Raw genomic sequence first — 15,684 nt, forward strand, 5'->3', positions numbered from 1 at the left:
AAATTAAGTACTCAACTGCGTAATTGATGTAGTAGGGCTTAGGCTGTTGAATTCTTCGATTACTTTATGAACTGAAGAAAAGTCTAGCTCACTTTCGAAATTTTTATTGCATACTTCTATTGAGGCTTTGAAATAGCGGATGATGGAGTCTTTATTATTTCCATACGCATCGGCTTTATACATATTTAGAAGCCCATGAAGTAAGGCCAACATTACCAATGTGTCTGACTTGCCATAAATTCTTATTTGAGTAATGTGGTCATCATAGAGTTTTTCAAAAGTAATTTGCTTAAAAAATAGCCTGTCTTCTCCTTCACTATCTTGAATCACGTACTTTTCATTCATCTGAACTTTCTTGATGTAGAGTAAAGTAAGCAGATGAATTGCCTTGATGGCTGTGCCTGGATCATTAATACCTGGGCTAAGTGCTTTTATAGCTATTTCAGAAATTTGCTTAAAACCAAACACATAGTGATCGCTCACCCATTCTTGCGGGTATAAGATAAAGCAACTCTCGATTTTATCTTTTAACTCATCATCAATCTGCTTATCGATCTGAAAGAGTGGGGCATTCTCAACAAAGAAACAGCCAATGGGCTCGAGTATTTGAACTTTGACTTCGTGATGTTCACATAGCTCAACCAGCTCTTTTACTTTCATCTTTTTAAAGTAGCCTGCCTTGGATGTGTTTAGGGTAAACCAATTTTCTGTATCTGGTTGTTGATTTTCTTTTTCATCTTCATCTAAAGTCAATCGATCCATTTCTCTTTTCGTCTTAGAATAGATGCTGTCTAATATATTATCTACTTGAATATTCTGACTGATTGTGTGGATGAAGTACATGAAAAACGCCAAACAAGTAATGCCAAAAATCATGGCTAGAAGAATGCCGAAATCAGGCGTACTGATGGTTTCTTCTGATTGTACATTGACAATGAGTATGAGACTATAAACAATACTGCCAAGGTAAAAGCCGAGTACTACTTGGTTAGATTTATCGGTGATTAAACCAGGAATAACACGAGGAGAAAGGGTAGAGGATGCCCTATTGAGCACAATCATTACCATAGAAAAACTGAATACCATTAATGAGATGATGCTTCCAACCAAGGTGCCTAATACTAACCTGGCATCTTCTTTACTTTTCACCAAAACAAATGAGATACGCTCCTTTACATCCATCATGAATGGCTCATATTCAATGAGCATTATAACGGTTGAGAAGATAAAAAAGCCTACTGCAATTAGTGTGGGATAAAAGGCAATACTACCTGTTATGGACCTGTAGGTTTTGTGTAGTAAGTTTTGGGTTGATTTCATTTATTGTGGATAATGGAGAGTGCTAAGAGTTCGTTTTTTCTCAATTCCTTTCGATACTTAACCTTTGGCAGCTTCTTCTGTTCATACTGGTGTAGTTTTCCTTCAACCAAAATACTTAAAACTTTAGGGTGGATGTAATATTCACGGCATGTGGCAATTGTGTTACCAAGTACTTTGGCTACTTTTTTCACTATGGTTGTTTCAAGGTTCAGTCTGGGGTTTTCTTCAACAGCTTTTAGGGCAGACGGATAAGAATCAATGGCGACCACAGTGCCACCCCATGTTCTGAAGTCTTTTGCTGTAAAATGACTTCCGCTAATTTGATATAAGTATTCATTTACATCGCTGGAATCTAATTTTTGACTTTTTCCTTGCTCATTAATGTATCTGAAAACTTCATAACCTGGTAGTTCTGAGCTTTTACGAATTAGCTTGGCTAGTTTTTGATTCTTGATGGTAATGTTTCTGTATTTACCACTTTTTGCTTTGTAGCTTAGTTTCAATTTAGAGCCTTCATTTTCAAGGTGCTTTCTTCTTAAGGTGGTTAGCCCATAGGTTTCATTTTCTTTCCTATATATGTGATTGCCAATTCTAATGTAGTGTTGATCCAATAATGAGACTAAGACTGCCAGTATCTTCTCTTTTGGCCAGCCTTTCAATTGAATATCTTTCATGGCTTGTTTTCGGATAATAGGAAGTGCTTGTCCGAATTGAGATAGTTTATTGTACTTCTGCTTTTGCCTAAAATCGATCCAAAGCGGATGATAGATATATTGTTTTCGCTGTTTTAGATCGTAACCGGTTGCCTGTAAATGACCAAATTCATGTTCGCAAATCCATACTTCTTCCCACATTGGGGGAATCACTAAGCTGTCAAACCTTTGTAGCAAAGCTTTCTCTTTTACGGTCTTACCCTTTTTCGTTTGATAGATGAATTTATCACCTTTTTTTACACGCTTAAAGCCATCACATTCATCAGAAATGTATTGAATGTTATGTGGGCAGTTTTCCAAAGGGCTCATGAAGCGATGTGTTTGTGTCTGGGTATTGGAGTTTTTTTAAGTGTAGCTATTCAATTTTTAAACCATACTTATGATTTCTTGAAATTGATGTTTTTGGGATGTTAGGTGTAGTTTTTACTTCCTAATGCATGATTTCATGGTTTGGTATTGGGTAATTATTTCACACTTGTTTGAGTAGACTTTACCGAAATAGGCATAAAAAAAGCAGCTATTTTTTATGCTGCTTTTTTCACTGGTTAAATCTTGATATTACCATGAAGATGTTTTTAAGTCGCGTGTAGCTTGTAGAATATCTCTTCGGCTCACTTGTCCCTTTAACCTTCCATTTACATCTACTACAGGAAATCTTCTGTAGTGAGTTCTTAGAAACTTTTGAGCGCAGTCCAATACGTCCATATCGACAGAAATGGTAGCCACGTTGTTGCTCATGTATTCTGCTACGGTTATTTTTCCGTGATGAAGGTTGTGGTAGGCCTCATCTACCATAATTCTCATACAATCAATCTCTGAAAGTATTCCAATGATTTTCCCTTTTTCATCAATAACAGGTGCGCCTGAAATATGCTTTTCTAAGAAAACATCCATTGCATCTGCAATGCTTTGTTCTGGTGTGAATGAAATTACTTCATGGGTCATGTAATCCGTAACTGGGCGATACTGCTGAACGCCTTTAGGGATGTCTGGTGCTTTTACTCCTTGGAAATTCATATAGCTTCGATTTAGTAATTTTGAATATTTATCAATTTGAAGTATAATATACTGTAAATCAGTTGAATATCAAAACTATAGATTGGTAGTAATTGTTTTGTCAAGTGTATATTTTGATTGCGTTTTATTGGTGTTTGGCTCCTACATCAATAAAAAAGGAGCTTATTTACTGAATAAGCTCCTTTCAAATAATGAGTAAAAACTCAATTATCTTTTATCAATAGCGGTATAAGACCTTTCGTTATAACCAGTATATACTTGCCTTGGTCTTCCGATTGGCTCTTTGTTCTCACGCATTTCTTTCCATTGTGCAATCCATCCTGGAAGTCTACCCATGGCAAACATTACAGTAAACATATCGGTAGGAATACCCAAAGCTCTGTAGATGATACCTGAGTAGAAGTCAACATTTGGATATAGTTTTCTTTCTACGAAGTAAGAATCGTTCAAAGCTTCTTCTTCCAAGCCTTTAGCGATATCTAAAATAGGGTCGTTTACTCCTAATTTTTCTAAAACATCGTCAGCTGCTTTTTTAATAATTCTAGCTCTTGGATCAAAGTTCTTATAAACTCTATGTCCAAAACCCATCAAACGGAATGGATCGTTTTTGTCTTTTGCTTTAGCCATCCACTTTTTAGTGTCTCCACCATCTTTCTTGATGTTTTCAAGCATTTCGATTACCGCTTGGTTAGCACCACCATGTAACGGTCCCCAAAGGGCATTGATTCCACCTGAAATTGAAGCGTATAAACTTGCATGTGATGAACCCACCATTCTCACTGTTGAAGTAGAGCAGTTTTGTTCGTGGTCAGCATGTAAGATTAATAGTTTGTCCAAAGCATTAGCTACTACAGGGTCTACCTCATAAGCTTCAGCTGGAGTAGCAAACATCATTTTAAGGAAGTTGCTACAATAGTCTAAGCTATTGTCTGGGTAGTTTACTGGGTGGCCAATTTGATTCTTGAATGACCAAGCTGCAAAAGTTGGCATTTTAGCCAGTAAACGGATAATGCTCATATCTACTTCTGGAGCTGCTCTGTTAGGATCTAAAGAAGCAGGGTAGAAGGCGGTTTGAGCACAAACCAAAGAAGAAAGTACGCCCATTGGGTGTGCGGTTGAAGGAAATCCTTCAAGAATTTTCTTGATATCCTCATGCACCAATGTATGATTGGTGATGGTTTTTGTAAATTCCTTATACTGTTCTGGGGTAGGAAGTTCTCCGTAGATCAAAAGGTATGATACTTCAAGGAAGGTAGACTTTTCAGCCAACTCTTCAATTGAGTAACCTCTATACCGTAGAATTCCCTTCTCACCATCTAGAAAGGTGATGGCACTTTGGGTTGAACCTGTATTTTTAAATCCTGGGTCGATGGTGATTACGCCACTTTCTCCTCTTAAAGAAGAAATATCTATGGCTTTCTCATTCTCGGTGCCCTCAATTACCGGTAGTTCTAATGTTTTACCGTCAACTTTAATCTCAGCAGTACTTGACATTCTATAAAGTGGTTTACTAGTTTGGGGTGCTTTATTAGGCGAGCGAATTTAATGTATAAAACACTTAAATGAAACTCTTGTTCCCGACTTTGGGTATTTTTAGTTGTTACCCCCTAAAATTAATGGTAAGCCGTCTTCTCCTTGACCAATAACTACCACTTTTGAATTAGGGGATTCAGCTAGTTTCAAAGTTGCTTCAATACCTCGCATCTTTAAAAGGCTTGGTGTTAAACTATTGTTAATAATCTTGTTAGCGGCAGACTCGCCCTCCGCAGCAATCCTTTTTCTTTCCGCTTCACTTTTCTCTTTATCTAAACGGAACTGATAGGCCAAGGCTTCTTGCTCTTGTTGTAATTTACTTTCAATCGCTTGCTTAATTTTATCAGGTAGATTGATTGAACGGATAAGGAGAGCTCTCATTTCTATATTGTTTGCTTCGCTGCCTAAAACTTCGGCAGTTTCTGTTCTAATAGCAGCTTCTACCTCTGGTCTTTTAGTAGAATAAATCTCTTCTGCAGTGTAGCGTCCCATTACTTGACGAACAGTAGAGCGTACTTCTGGTGTAACCAAAGTAGTTACATAGCCTTTTCTGAAGCTTTCATAGATATAGCCTACGCGTTCGAATTTTGGATAAAAACGAACCGACACATCTACTTTAATACTCAAACCGTTTTTGTCGAGCACGTCCATTGTTTCTTCCACTTGGGTTTCGGCTACGTCAAAAACAATCAATTCATTCCAAGGCGCTTTTACATGAAAGCCTTGAGTGATTACATTGTCCTTGTCTAAACCACCAGAGAATTTTTTAAAGAGCACTGCTCTTTCGTTGGCTTGTATGGTGTAAAAAACGCTGCTTGATATTGCAAAAAGAATGATCACCGCAATGGCAGTGATAACTATTGCGGGTAAATATTTTCTGTTGTCCATAATGTTTGTTGTTTATGTTTAAGAGCTAATCTGTTTGAGGTTAGCTTCAATAATGTCTAGAATCTGTTGGGCTACTTTCAGCGCTTTATGACCATCCTCTATAGTTACTATAGGTTCAGTATTATTGCTTATGGCCTGATTAAAAGTGAAGAGCTCTTCACGTATAGCGTTGGTTGGATGAATTTTAGGGTTCTCGAAAATGATCTCCTTTTTACTTTTACCTTCGCCAAGGTCTAGGATCATAGAAAAAGGACCTTCTTCTCCTGTAGCTTCTTGCATTCTTACGATCTCTGATTTCTTTTCAAGGAAATCTACCGATACATAAGCGTCTTTTTGGAAGAAACGTGATTTGCGCATGTTTTTTACGGCTATACGGCTGGTTGTAAGGTTTGCTACACAACCATTTTCGAATTCCAAACGCACATTGGCAATATCAGGAGTGTCGCTTACCACAGCTACTCCGCTTGCTGAAATGTTTTTAACCTCAGAACCTACAGCGTGCAATATCACATCAATATCGTGGATCATTAAATCTAACACTACAGGAACATCCAAACCTCTTGGGTTGAATTGGGCCAAGCGGTGTGTTTCAATAAACATGGGTTGCTTAAGATAATCTTTAGCCGCTACATAGGCAGGATTGAACCTTTCAACATGCCCCACTTGAATTTTTAACCCTTTCGCTCTTGAAAGTGCGATCAGTCCTTCCGCCTCACCAATGGTATTGGTTACGGGTTTTTCAATAAATACATGCTTACCAGCTTCTAGCGCTTGTTTTGCGCAATCGAAATGAGACAAGGTAGGAGTGACGATATCTATTACATCTACTACTTCTAGTAATTCTGCAATAGTAGCATAGGCTTTAATGCCATGTTCTTGTGCTACCGCTTTTGCATTTTCTTCCGAAGCATCATAAAACCCTACAAGTTCATATTCGGGAATGTCTTTAATGCATTTGATGTGAATTTTACCAAGGTGGCCAGCACCCAGAACGCCAATTTTAAGCATGGATATGGTTTTTTTGAACAGGGGCAAAAGTAGCCATAAAAATATCAGGCTCTAAGGAAAGCAGCTGTTTTTGGGTATCTTGTATTTATCATACTCTCGTAACAACAAGTATTTATCTGTTGGCTATTCTTTATTTGAACCTTTTCATCATTTATGCGACTCCTTGATAGATTTTTATGAAGCGGAGTTCAGAACAAATTTTTGATGAGTTGCTCATCTTACGGTGTCAGGAACACGATCAAGTGGCTATTGGTTTGTTATGGAAACGTTGGCAACCGAAAGTATTGAAATGGTCTTATGGTTTTTTGAATGATCAGGATATGGCCCATGAAGTAGCTCAGGAAAGTTGGATTTCGATTTTCAAGAGTATTAATCAGTTGACTGATCCGGCATTGTTTCGATTTTGGGCTTACAGAATTGTACAAAGAAAGTCTGCCGATTGGATAAGAAAAGAGCAACGCCAAAGGCAATGTTTGAAGGAGGTGAAAATCGAAACAGTGCCTATTGAAGATAAATCAGCTGACCAAATTGAGGTGATGCTTGAAGCGATCAAAGAATTATCAGATCATCATCAACGTATTCTTAGGTTATTTTATCTCGAAAAATCATCTATTAAAATGATTGCACAATTGCTGGATAAACCAGAAGGAACTATAAAATCGAGCTTGTTTCATGCTCGAGAACAATTGAAAAAGAAGCTAAAAAATATCAGTCATGAATAAGTCAGAAAAAGAAATCGATCAGCTTATCCAAGAAGCGCTTTCAAAAGAAGAGGCAGCTTATTACGACCAACTAGGAGAGCAGAATGTACCGCAAAGGTTATTGGGGTTATTTAAGGGAAAGAACAGCTGGCTCAATGTAATAATGATGCTCATTAGTCTGGTAGTGTTAAGCTTGTCGGTGTACTGTTTTATCGAAATGCTTAATACCGATGTGCTCTCAGATAAACTGGAATGGGCATTTTATGCACTTATTGGTTTTATGAGCAACATACTGTTTAAAATTTGGAGCTGGAATCAAATGGATAAGAATAGCCTTCTTCGCGAAATAAAGAGATTAGAATTTCAGGTTTCGCTGTTAGGAAAGAAGAAGCAGTAAATAGGTTTTTCCCCAATCTATGTAATTTTATTTTCAGAAACACAGATAGCTAAACTAACCGCAAAGAACGCTGAAGAATGCAAAACGTTAATTTGAGGGTTACCGAAACTCTCCAAGGCTTCAGCAAAACAGGGGGCAGTAGGTGGGGAGCGCATTTTTCTAAAACGTTACAGTCGGAAAGGGTAAAACCGAAAATCTATATTATTTTTAGAATTATGATAAACCGCTTTACCATGATTTCTACCAAAACACCGATACTCCTTCTGATGCTTACGTTCGTGACATTATTCTCTTGCGTACCGAAAGAAGAAAACACCACAGCCATTGACCCAGAGGCATATTGGGGCGAAAGTCCTTGGCCAGAAATCAGGAAACAGCGGATCAATCAATTGCTGCCACAAGCCATGGAAGCTGCCAATGTAGATTGCTGGTTGGTGGTGTGTAGAGAAAACAACAATGACCCAATTGCTGACCATGTTGGCGGTGAAAATGCAGGTGGAACCGCTGCCTTTTTATTTTATAGAGATGCCGATGGTTTTCATTCCAAAGTATTTTCTCCTTCAGGCGAAGCCACTGCTTTGGATGAAATGGACATACATGATGAAGTTGTGAAAGTGTCTGGAAGTTCGGCAATGGGCATGGCTGCCGATTTTATTAAAGAGAAAAATTTCAGCCGCGTAGCAGTTAATTCTTCGAGCAGCAACTCAATGGCCGATGGCCTTACTTATACGCAACGCATGAGCTTAGAAGGTTTACTAGGAGCCGAAAGCAAGAAACTCGTTTCGTCTACTGATTTAATATATGAATGGCTTTCTATAAAACTGCCTGAAGAGGTAGAGGTACTTAAAAAGGCTGCAAAATTAACAGCCGAATGGGAAGTGGAGGCTTACGAACAAATCATTCCAGGAAAATCTACCGATGCCGATATTGCCAGATTTTTAAAGCAAAAAATGGCTGAATATGGAGTTACGGATGGTTGGGCTGCCGACCAAAATCCAAATGTAAATTCGGGGCCAGATCGTGGGCATTCTCATGCTACCGACAAAGTGATTATGCCTGGTGATGTAATACAAATAGATTTCGGCATCAAGGTTTATAACCGCTGGGTAAGCGATATTCAGCGTTTTGCTTATGTATTGAAAGACGGGGAAGAAACGGCTCCAGAAGAAATTCAATTTTACTGGAACAGCAGCAAAGCAGGAAATAGAGCTGCATTTAATGCCATGAAACCCGGAGCTACAGGAGCAGAGGTGGATAGAGCGCAACGCCTGTTAATGCAAGAAGCTAAATCTGAAAATGTGCCATGGAGTACGGGGCATCCGGTGGGTTATGTAGCGCACGATGTTGGGCCAAGCTTAGGCGGTGGTATGTCAACCCGAGTACGGACTGTTTCTACCAAATTATTAAAAGAAGGGATGACCTTTGCCTTCGATGGTTTCCACGCTTGGAAGCGCGAGGATGGAACCGAAAAAACTATCTCTGTGGAAGAAATGGCGGTAATTACGGCCAATGGTGCGGAGTACTTAATCGCCCCACAAGAGGAATTGATTTTGGTGAAAACAAAGAAGTAGGTAATCTAACCGCGAAGAACGCTGAGAAACGCAAAGCGTTAATTTGAGGGATACCGAAACCCCCGAAGCTTCGCGGGCGTCTGCTACTCCGAAAAAACAGCAGAGGCTTGAAACTCGCACGAATGTCCGCCCTCGGGGGCGGTTGGTGGGGGATTTGTACGAAATTACAGCCTATGATGAGGATTACTTAGAATTCTTGTCAAGCCATTCTTTGATTTGATCGAAGTTGAGTTCTCCAGTAGAAATTGAAATTACAAATTGATATTTATCCTCTTGATGTGCATGTATATCGCGTTGTTCATTCATTAACAGAAGCCTGGCAAGCACATAACCAGTTCGTTTATTCCCATCAACAAAAGGATGATTCTTTACTATGCTTTCAATAATTGCCGCTGCTTTGTCGACTGGACTAGGATAAAGCTCTTGTCCATCAAAAGTTTGATAAGGACGGTTCAATGCGGAATCTAACAGTTCTTGGTCTCGAACTCCTTCAGAACCCCCAAACCGTCCAATTAAAATGGAATGTATTTCAAGAACTTCGCGCTCTGAGATCATTGGGCTAGTCTTTCAAGAAGCTCTTTGTCTTCCGTTAAGATGGTTCTTAGGTTTTGAGATAAGCTCACAGATTTGTCAGACTTGCCTTGAACAGACTTTAAATAGTCGTAAACTTCTTGGAGTGCTTTTTCTGGTGTATTGTCCAACAATTGGTTGATTGCTGTTTTTACTTCTTCTCTGCTCATGGTTCAATTTACGAAATTCATGGAAATATGGTTAACCAAATGCCGGGTTCATGGATTAAACCGAGCGCCAAAATTCACCGTCATTTTCTCCGAAGTTTCGGAGCGTCTGTGTAAGGCAAAGCGTTAATTTGAGGGATACCGAAACTAGTTCGGCATGACACTCCGATTAGGCTTTTTTCAGACCGTCATCCTGAGCCTGTCTCAGGATCCGTCTGCTACTCCGAATAAACAGCAGAAGCTTGAAACTCGCACGGATGTCCGCCCTTCTTGCCTTCGTGAAACTTCAGCAAAACAAGGTGGGGCGGTAGGTGGGTGATTTGTACTCAAGCACACAAGGACAGGAGTCCTAGTTTATAATCGTAACAGGTTCTGCAGATTGGCAGATGAATCGGAGAGCCTGCGACAGGGGTTATAATTGTTTTAGGTTGGGTGTTATGGAGATTAGTTTTGAAAGTAAACCATCTCTGTATAATCATTTTTCAAGCTCTCTAAATCTAATTTGTGGGTGTTAATTAACTCTTGAAATTTTTGGTCACTAATTTCATGTAAATGATAATTTTTAAGCTCTTTTAAAAAAGAATGTACATTACTCTTCAGGCTCTTTAGCTTGCCTTTTTTCATTACTTTAATGGTGTGAGTTAAGTTGGCGTGCTTGGAAAGCTTTCTCGTTGGAATTATAAGTATACGCTCAACCTTCTGCGTATTGTACACATCATCGAACCACCCACAATGTGAATTCATTTGGCTTGCTTCATGTTTGTTGATTTCATCTCTGGTGTCTTTTACTTCACTTTTACATTCTAGTATAAAGTAGTGGCTGTCGACCCCACACCAAAGATTATCAGGCCCTTTTTTGTATTCCTTGTCTGGTCTTTGGCTTTTAAAACCAAGAAGCTCACCCAGTTCCTTTATGGCATTTTCAAACTTTTCAGACTGAACTCCGAAATTAAGATTGTCTAACATACCATCAGCAAAAAGCATTAATTCTGAGTAATCAGCGTGCTTACTCAGACTGGTTTTTATTCTCCGGATCCTATCTTCATTTATAAAATCCAATTTTTGATAGCTTATGCCTTCTCTTGAGTTAAGAAGTTGAAGGTTTTTCAAGAAAGCGTCTTTTTGTAGCTGATTTGATTCTGTCTTACTTATTTCATATTTGTAACGTGCTAAGGTTTGTAAACACCAGCCAGTTTCTTCATTATCAGATATATAAGTGTCGATCAGCGTTTGGAGGATTTCACATGCTGTTTCTGCATTACCAATAAAATTTTGCTCTTCTGCTTCTCGTTCAAGGCTAAGCATATTATAAAGATCGTTTGAATCTGATTTGGGCTCAATCTTGTCCATGTTTTCTTTATAGTATTCTTTCCAACCTTCATCTCGATCGAGAGATTGCCGGATTAATGATTCTATTATTTTAAAATCACTATCTCCTTCTTTTAACTCTTCAGATGCCAACTTGGCAATTTCTAATCCTAGTTCTATTTGCTTACGTGTCTGAGGAGAAAAGAACTTGTTAGATCTTGAACTCTTAATGAATTTTACTAGATCACCACCAATAATCAGTATTACACTATAATCTTTTTCCCCCCTTACACTTCTGCCAAGCCCTTGTTCAATTCGTTGTGCTAGCTTGATACTTATGGTCTCGCTGTTTTGCCTGCACGATTCTTCATATCTATCAGACAAGGAATGAAAAAATGGCTTTGAATCAATAATTAGTACACGACATGCATCATCAGGTAAATCAATTCCGTCATATCTATTTACTAGGACTAATGTCTTTTCGAAAGATTTTCTTTCTTTCAGGTTCATTACGTTCTGAAAGATGCTATCAGATTTTGAAACGGTAGACCCGAGAGATTTATAGTATTCTGATTTTATGAAGCTTGAAACAAGAACTACTGTTCCATAACGTTTATTTTTTGGTTTGGCTAGATTCGTAACCATTAATTCTCTATCAAGGTTATCGTGAATCAATGAAGGGATTAGAATCATTTTTTCTCCAGACCATTTTTGAGTTTCGCAAGAGAGGGGAGTTCTTACGGAGTCTGGTTTGAACCCGAGCCCTTTAACAAAAAAGGAATCATCCTGAGTAGTGGCCGACATAAGAATTCGTTGCGAAGCTTTTGAGAATGTTCCGAACTTGCTTACTGGCATATGATAAGGGCTGATCTCTATGCCTTTACCCGAAATATAAGCTTGACAATACTCAATGCTGTTTTTAATTATTGGCCAGACGAATTTGATTTCATTCAGCTCTTTATTCGATGAAATAACATCGATTACCTGATCTTTTTTATCAATCCATGACCAATAGGGTATAGGTAAAAAGGTATTATACTCCTCATTTTCTATCTCCATGAAGCTTCCATGGCCTTGGTTAATCAAATCAGTCTCAAAAAGCGATTTGATCTGCTCATAAGCAGAGCTATTACTTTTTATTCTAATTGTAAACGAATTCTTTATTGCATCGATACATGCATGAGAGTCGTCCAATATTACATTTTCCGCTGGAACATAATTATTATCTAACCCAAAAATAGTGAGTCCATTAAAGACTTTCTGAATATGAGTAATGAGAATTTTATTGCCATCTGAAAAATCATTAGGTATTGAATTGTCAGTTTCAATGACGCAGAATGGTACACCGAATTTCTCAGCTTCAAGGCATGCTTGTTCAGCGAGGTAAATGTTGGGGCAAATAAAAATACATGGGCCATCTCCAGAATTAATTTTTGACTGAAGAATTAGCAGACCAATTAAAGTTTTGCCCTCACCTGTATGTAGCTTAACTATAAGGTCTCGGTCATTCCTTCTACTATTGAACCATGTTGTTAAAACATCTTCTTGTGCTGGTCTAAGAGGACCTGTTACGCTTCTTCTGTCTAGAGAATCATATATTTCAACGGGGTTTATTTTCTTTTCAATTTGTTTTATACCTAGTCTTTTCCTGAAATCTACCATAGTAAGTTAGTAATGCCCATAACTTGTTGTTGGGCGGAAGTTGCCGAAAAACAAAATAATAACCTACTGTTTTGTGATAATGTAATGAAGCGCTTGTGTAATTCTATGTGGAGATGCTGTTAATCGGTTTTTGTATAGATGTGATCCTATTCCCCCAACAAACAAAAAAGCCCAACTCTTTGGAGTTAGGCTTTGCGTATTTTATTTCCTTTTAAAATGGGGCTTATGCGAAATGGTATAAGAAGATCATTTCGCCTGTAAAGGCAGGTTTTGGATTGTCTTTGATTTCAAGTTTTACATTCAGCTGGCATTTGGTAATGCCTCTTAAATCGGCCAAAGAAGTGAGTTTTACCCTCAGTCTTACTTCAGAATCTGCCACTACGGGCTGATTGAATTTAAGTCTTTCGATGCCGTAGTTAATCATCATTTTGATGTTACGGATATCGGCAATTTGCTCCCATAAATGCGGAAGAATAGATAAAGTTAAATAACCATGGGCAATGGTATTTCCAAAACCGCCTTCAGATTTGGCTCTTTCAGGGTCGGTATGAATCCATTGGTGGTCTAGTGTGGCATCGGCAAAAACATTGATTCTCTCTTGGTCGATTTTAAGGTATTCTGAAACGCCCAATTCCTTACCAATGTGTTCTGCAAATTCTGCGTGGCTTGCTATAACTAACTTTTCCATATTGAGTTTCAATAATGCTCAAATTTACTCGATTTAGCGATTAAATTTTATTCTATTTTAACAATTCTAAAAGTCAATTGTCAATTGGTATCCCGTTTTTTTGATATTTTCTTCTGCTTCGTCTTGCTCAAAGTTGGAACAGGTAACGCCCAACAAGCGCACGCCTTCCGGAAAATCTTCCCAATTCACCTGCTCAAGTAAATTGAAAGTCAGTTGTTTAAGTATTTCGCTACTTACAATATTCTCGGTTTGGGTAATGCTGCGGGTAATCTGGCTAAAGTCTTTGAATTTTATTTTAAGGGTAAGCGTCTTGCCAAATTTGTCGGCTTTCTCTAGTCTTTTATGAACGGTTTGAAGAATAGGGTCCAAGGCCATTTTCATGTCTTCAATTTCTACCAAATCTTGATCAAAAGTGTTTTCGGCCCCCAATGATTTTCTGATTCTATTGGGGTTTACTGGGCGTTGGTCTTCCCCCCGAACAATGTCGTAATAGAAAGGGCCTGCTTTGCCAAATTTAAGCCTCAGCGCTTCTTTGGTCCATTGCTTTAAGTCAAGCCCAGTGTGGATGCCCAAGCTGTGCATTTTCTTGGCGGTTACCTTTCCCACTCCAAAGAACTTGTCTACTTCCAATTGCTCTAAAAAAGAGACGGCTTTTTCGGGGCCAATGAGCGTAATGCCGTTGGGCTTTTGGTAATCGCTGGCAATTTTAGCCAAAAACTTGTTGATGGAAATGCCTGCTGAGGCGGTTAAACCAGTTTCCTCAAAAATCTGTTTCCGAATGGCTTTGGCAATCAGGGTGGCCGAAGCAATGCCCATTTTGTTTTCGGTTACGTCTAAAAAGGCTTCGTCTAAAGAGAGCGGTTCTACCAAATCGGTATATTCCAGAAAAATGCTTCGAATGACCGCAGAAACCTCCTTGTACCTTTCGAACCGAGGCGGGGTGAAAATAATATGCGGACATTTTTGATAGGCCGTTTTAGAAGGCATGGCCGAGCGCACTCCGTATTTACGGGCCTCATAGCTGGCCGCAGCCACAACGCCTCGCTCTTTACTGCCGCCTACCGCCACAGGTTTGCCTCTAAATTCAGGGTTGTCCAGCTGTTCTACCGAAGCAAAAAAGGCATCCATATCGATATGAATGATTTTGCGATCAGAATTGGGCAGCTTTTTCTCCATTGGCTCGAAATTAAGCAACGATTTTATGAACTTTACGATCTGAGTTCGATTAATAAAGCGACATTAAGTTGAATAATGTAGGGCGGAACATTTGGACTAACCCTCCAAAAGTTCTTAACGATAGTTCCGCTGGCAAATAAAGCCCCTCTAAAGTAGAAATATCAACTTTTGGAGGGTTGCGTTTAAAGTCGATTTCAGATTTCATTCTTCAAAAGATTGTCACATTCGTTTATGAATCGTCAAAAAAAGATATTCGTCATTGTAGCCATATTGTTCATTCTGGCCACCATTCTTGTGGGCTATGATATTACCACCAGAACGAGTTTTCCGGGCTCTAAAAAACTGTTGAAGGAATCGATTGCACCTTCGGAACCCGATACCCAAGATTCGCTTAAAATCGATAGCCTCAAAGAAAAGTAAAACAGTTTTATTAAACTTGAGTTAATCTTTCAGCATGACAAAAACGGGCAAAAAGATAGACCTAGATCAGATTGATTTAGAAAAAATGAGCGAGATGACGACCGAGAACCCGGGGCTCATCAGTTTTCCGCATACGGTGGGTGGCGCCATGATTAAGCCAGAAGACAAAGGCAGAATTAAGGGCAGGGCAGTGTCGGCCATGCACGAGCAAACCGAAATGCAGGTCAAACAGATTTATGATCAAATGCGACTGTTGGCCGAACAAGTCAAGACCATTCAGCAAAGGGTAGAGGTGTCGGAACGAATTTATATGGCCAAAATGAGTTTTGAGCCTTTGATCGGAAAAACCTACCACCTCTACGAACGAGAAGATGGAACGGATTTACTTTCCCTGATTGGCCCAAAGGAATGGGGGAGGTCTAAACCCTTCAAAAAATTTATCTCCAGCGTAAAACTTTTAGCCGACCATACTTGGGAGGTTTTGGAAGCCTAAGTCTCGGTTTATAGTCTAGTCTTTCTTCCTTATCTTGTTGCTGACTTTTTTA

Annotated in this window: 17 protein-coding genes; 5 read left to right on the plus strand and 12 right to left on the minus strand. The window is 39.0% G+C overall.

Translation table 11 applies throughout. From position 1 onward, the window contains the following. Positions 1 to 3 precede the first annotated feature (3 nt). From AAC026_RS16140 to AAC026_RS16165, 6 genes are all read right to left on the minus strand, one after another. Entirely contained in the window at positions 4 to 1,320 is a 1,317-nt protein-coding gene (locus AAC026_RS16140) for a DUF2254 domain-containing protein (protein WP_339700157.1), read from the minus strand. Then, a complete protein-coding gene (locus AAC026_RS16145) occupies positions 1,317 to 2,342 on the minus strand; it encodes a DNA topoisomerase IB (RefSeq protein WP_339700160.1) in 1,026 nt (341 codons plus the stop codon). The genes AAC026_RS16140 and AAC026_RS16145 overlap by 4 nt, the downstream gene beginning before the upstream one ends. Before the next feature lie 249 nt (positions 2,343 to 2,591). Beyond that, entirely contained in the window at positions 2,592 to 3,050 is a 459-nt protein-coding gene (locus tag AAC026_RS16150) for a CBS domain-containing protein (RefSeq protein WP_339607814.1), read from the minus strand. 207 nt (positions 3,051 to 3,257) lie between these two features. Beyond that, entirely contained in the window at positions 3,258 to 4,544 is a 1,287-nt protein-coding gene (locus AAC026_RS16155) for a citrate synthase (RefSeq protein ID WP_339700163.1), read from the minus strand. A gap of 99 nt (positions 4,545 to 4,643) precedes the next feature. After that, entirely contained in the window at positions 4,644 to 5,471 is an 828-nt protein-coding gene (locus tag AAC026_RS16160) for a prohibitin family protein (protein ID WP_339700166.1), read from the minus strand. 18 nt (positions 5,472 to 5,489) lie between these two features. Next, the gene (locus tag AAC026_RS16165) at positions 5,490 to 6,479 is read right to left on the minus strand and encodes a Gfo/Idh/MocA family oxidoreductase (RefSeq protein WP_339700169.1); all 990 of its coding nucleotides are present in this window, start codon (positions 6,477 to 6,479) and stop codon (positions 5,490 to 5,492) included. A 176-nt stretch (positions 6,480 to 6,655) separates the two neighbouring features. Here AAC026_RS16165 and AAC026_RS16170 point away from each other — a divergent pair, with 176 nt between their 5' ends. The 3 genes from AAC026_RS16170 (at position 6,656) to AAC026_RS16180 (ending at position 9,148) form a co-directional block, all read left to right on the plus strand. Next, a complete protein-coding gene (locus AAC026_RS16170; protein ID WP_339700172.1) occupies positions 6,656 to 7,201 on the plus strand; it encodes an RNA polymerase sigma factor in 546 nt (181 codons plus the stop codon). Beyond that, positions 7,194 to 7,577, plus strand: coding sequence for a DUF6768 family protein (locus AAC026_RS16175; RefSeq protein WP_339700175.1), 384 nt, complete (start codon positions 7,194 to 7,196; stop codon positions 7,575 to 7,577). Before AAC026_RS16170 ends, AAC026_RS16175 begins: the two co-directional genes overlap by 8 nt. Positions 7,578 to 7,654: 77 nt before the next feature. Continuing rightward, the gene (locus tag AAC026_RS16180; protein WP_339700178.1) at positions 7,655 to 9,148 is read left to right on the plus strand and encodes a M24 family metallopeptidase; all 1,494 of its coding nucleotides are present in this window, start codon (positions 7,655 to 7,657) and stop codon (positions 9,146 to 9,148) included. 183 nt (positions 9,149 to 9,331) lie between these two features. Here AAC026_RS16180 and AAC026_RS16185 read toward each other — a convergent pair whose 3' ends face one another. The 6 genes from AAC026_RS16185 to AAC026_RS16210 all read right to left on the minus strand — a co-directional run bounded on the left by AAC026_RS16185 (position 9,332) and on the right by AAC026_RS16210 (position 14,924). After that, entirely contained in the window at positions 9,332 to 9,703 is a 372-nt protein-coding gene (locus tag AAC026_RS16185; protein ID WP_339700181.1) for a Fic family protein, read from the minus strand. After that, positions 9,700 to 9,888: a hypothetical protein gene (locus tag AAC026_RS16190; RefSeq protein WP_053224831.1), complete on the minus strand. Its 189-nt coding sequence runs from the start codon at positions 9,886 to 9,888 to the stop codon at positions 9,700 to 9,702. The genes AAC026_RS16185 and AAC026_RS16190 overlap by 4 nt, the downstream gene beginning before the upstream one ends. Positions 9,889 to 10,329: 441 nt before the next feature. After that, a complete protein-coding gene (locus AAC026_RS16195; protein ID WP_339700186.1) occupies positions 10,330 to 12,855 on the minus strand; it encodes a DEAD/DEAH box helicase family protein in 2,526 nt (841 codons plus the stop codon). 223 nt (positions 12,856 to 13,078) lie between these two features. Beyond that, the gene (locus tag AAC026_RS16200) at positions 13,079 to 13,543 is read right to left on the minus strand and encodes a MaoC family dehydratase (RefSeq protein ID WP_068414174.1); all 465 of its coding nucleotides are present in this window, start codon (positions 13,541 to 13,543) and stop codon (positions 13,079 to 13,081) included. A 66-nt stretch (positions 13,544 to 13,609) separates the two neighbouring features. After that, the gene (gene dinB / locus AAC026_RS16205) at positions 13,610 to 14,719 is read right to left on the minus strand and encodes a DNA polymerase IV (protein ID WP_339700192.1); all 1,110 of its coding nucleotides are present in this window, start codon (positions 14,717 to 14,719) and stop codon (positions 13,610 to 13,612) included. A gap of 49 nt (positions 14,720 to 14,768) precedes the next feature. After that, a complete protein-coding gene (locus AAC026_RS16210; protein ID WP_339700195.1) occupies positions 14,769 to 14,924 on the minus strand; it encodes a hypothetical protein in 156 nt (51 codons plus the stop codon). Between the two features lie 26 nt (positions 14,925 to 14,950). Between AAC026_RS16210 and AAC026_RS16215 the strand changes: the two genes are divergently transcribed. Beyond that, the gene (locus AAC026_RS16215) at positions 14,951 to 15,139 is read left to right on the plus strand and encodes a hypothetical protein (protein ID WP_062593457.1); all 189 of its coding nucleotides are present in this window, start codon (positions 14,951 to 14,953) and stop codon (positions 15,137 to 15,139) included. 34 nt (positions 15,140 to 15,173) lie between these two features. Continuing rightward, complete coding sequence (locus AAC026_RS16220; RefSeq protein WP_339700198.1) at positions 15,174 to 15,632, plus strand: DUF2452 domain-containing protein; 459 nt, start codon at positions 15,174 to 15,176, stop codon at positions 15,630 to 15,632. Positions 15,633 to 15,684 lie beyond the last annotated feature (52 nt).

Origin of the sequence: uncultured Roseivirga sp. (assembly GCF_963973945.1) — a bacterium.
In the GTDB taxonomy this organism is placed as follows: Bacteria; Bacteroidota; Bacteroidia; order Cytophagales; family Cyclobacteriaceae; genus Roseivirga.

What these genes read in the sequence shown, in the direction of transcription:
- AAC026_RS16200 (WP_068414174.1), bottom strand. Translation starts at nt 13,543, where the DNA reads ATGGAAAAGTTAGTTATAGCAAGCCACGCAGAATTTGCAGAACACATT.
- AAC026_RS16185 (WP_339700181.1), bottom strand. Translation starts at nt 9,703, where the DNA reads ATGATCTCAGAGCGCGAAGTTCTTGAAATACATTCCATTTTAATTGGA.
- AAC026_RS16220 (WP_339700198.1), top strand. Translation starts at nt 15,174, where the DNA reads ATGACAAAAACGGGCAAAAAGATAGACCTAGATCAGATTGATTTAGAA.
- AAC026_RS16180 (WP_339700178.1), top strand. Translation starts at nt 7,655, where the DNA reads ATGCAAAACGTTAATTTGAGGGTTACCGAAACTCTCCAAGGCTTCAGC.
- AAC026_RS16210 (WP_339700195.1), bottom strand. Translation starts at nt 14,924, where the DNA reads ATGAAATCTGAAATCGACTTTAAACGCAACCCTCCAAAAGTTGATATT.
- dinB (WP_339700192.1), bottom strand. Translation starts at nt 14,719, where the DNA reads ATGGAGAAAAAGCTGCCCAATTCTGATCGCAAAATCATTCATATCGAT.
- AAC026_RS16175 (WP_339700175.1), top strand. Translation starts at nt 7,194, where the DNA reads ATGAATAAGTCAGAAAAAGAAATCGATCAGCTTATCCAAGAAGCGCTT.
- AAC026_RS16155 (WP_339700163.1), bottom strand. Translation starts at nt 4,544, where the DNA reads ATGTCAAGTACTGCTGAGATTAAAGTTGACGGTAAAACATTAGAACTA.
- AAC026_RS16165 (WP_339700169.1), bottom strand. Translation starts at nt 6,479, where the DNA reads ATGCTTAAAATTGGCGTTCTGGGTGCTGGCCACCTTGGTAAAATTCAC.
- AAC026_RS16190 (WP_053224831.1), bottom strand. Translation starts at nt 9,888, where the DNA reads ATGAGCAGAGAAGAAGTAAAAACAGCAATCAACCAATTGTTGGACAAT.
- AAC026_RS16145 (WP_339700160.1), bottom strand. Translation starts at nt 2,342, where the DNA reads ATGAGCCCTTTGGAAAACTGCCCACATAACATTCAATACATTTCTGAT.
- AAC026_RS16140 (WP_339700157.1), bottom strand. Translation starts at nt 1,320, where the DNA reads ATGAAATCAACCCAAAACTTACTACACAAAACCTACAGGTCCATAACA.
- AAC026_RS16170 (WP_339700172.1), top strand. Translation starts at nt 6,656, where the DNA reads ATGAAGCGGAGTTCAGAACAAATTTTTGATGAGTTGCTCATCTTACGG.
- AAC026_RS16150 (WP_339607814.1), bottom strand. Translation starts at nt 3,050, where the DNA reads ATGAATTTCCAAGGAGTAAAAGCACCAGACATCCCTAAAGGCGTTCAG.
- AAC026_RS16195 (WP_339700186.1), bottom strand. Translation starts at nt 12,855, where the DNA reads ATGGTAGATTTCAGGAAAAGACTAGGTATAAAACAAATTGAAAAGAAA.
- AAC026_RS16160 (WP_339700166.1), bottom strand. Translation starts at nt 5,471, where the DNA reads ATGGACAACAGAAAATATTTACCCGCAATAGTTATCACTGCCATTGCG.
- AAC026_RS16215 (WP_062593457.1), top strand. Translation starts at nt 14,951, where the DNA reads ATGAATCGTCAAAAAAAGATATTCGTCATTGTAGCCATATTGTTCATT.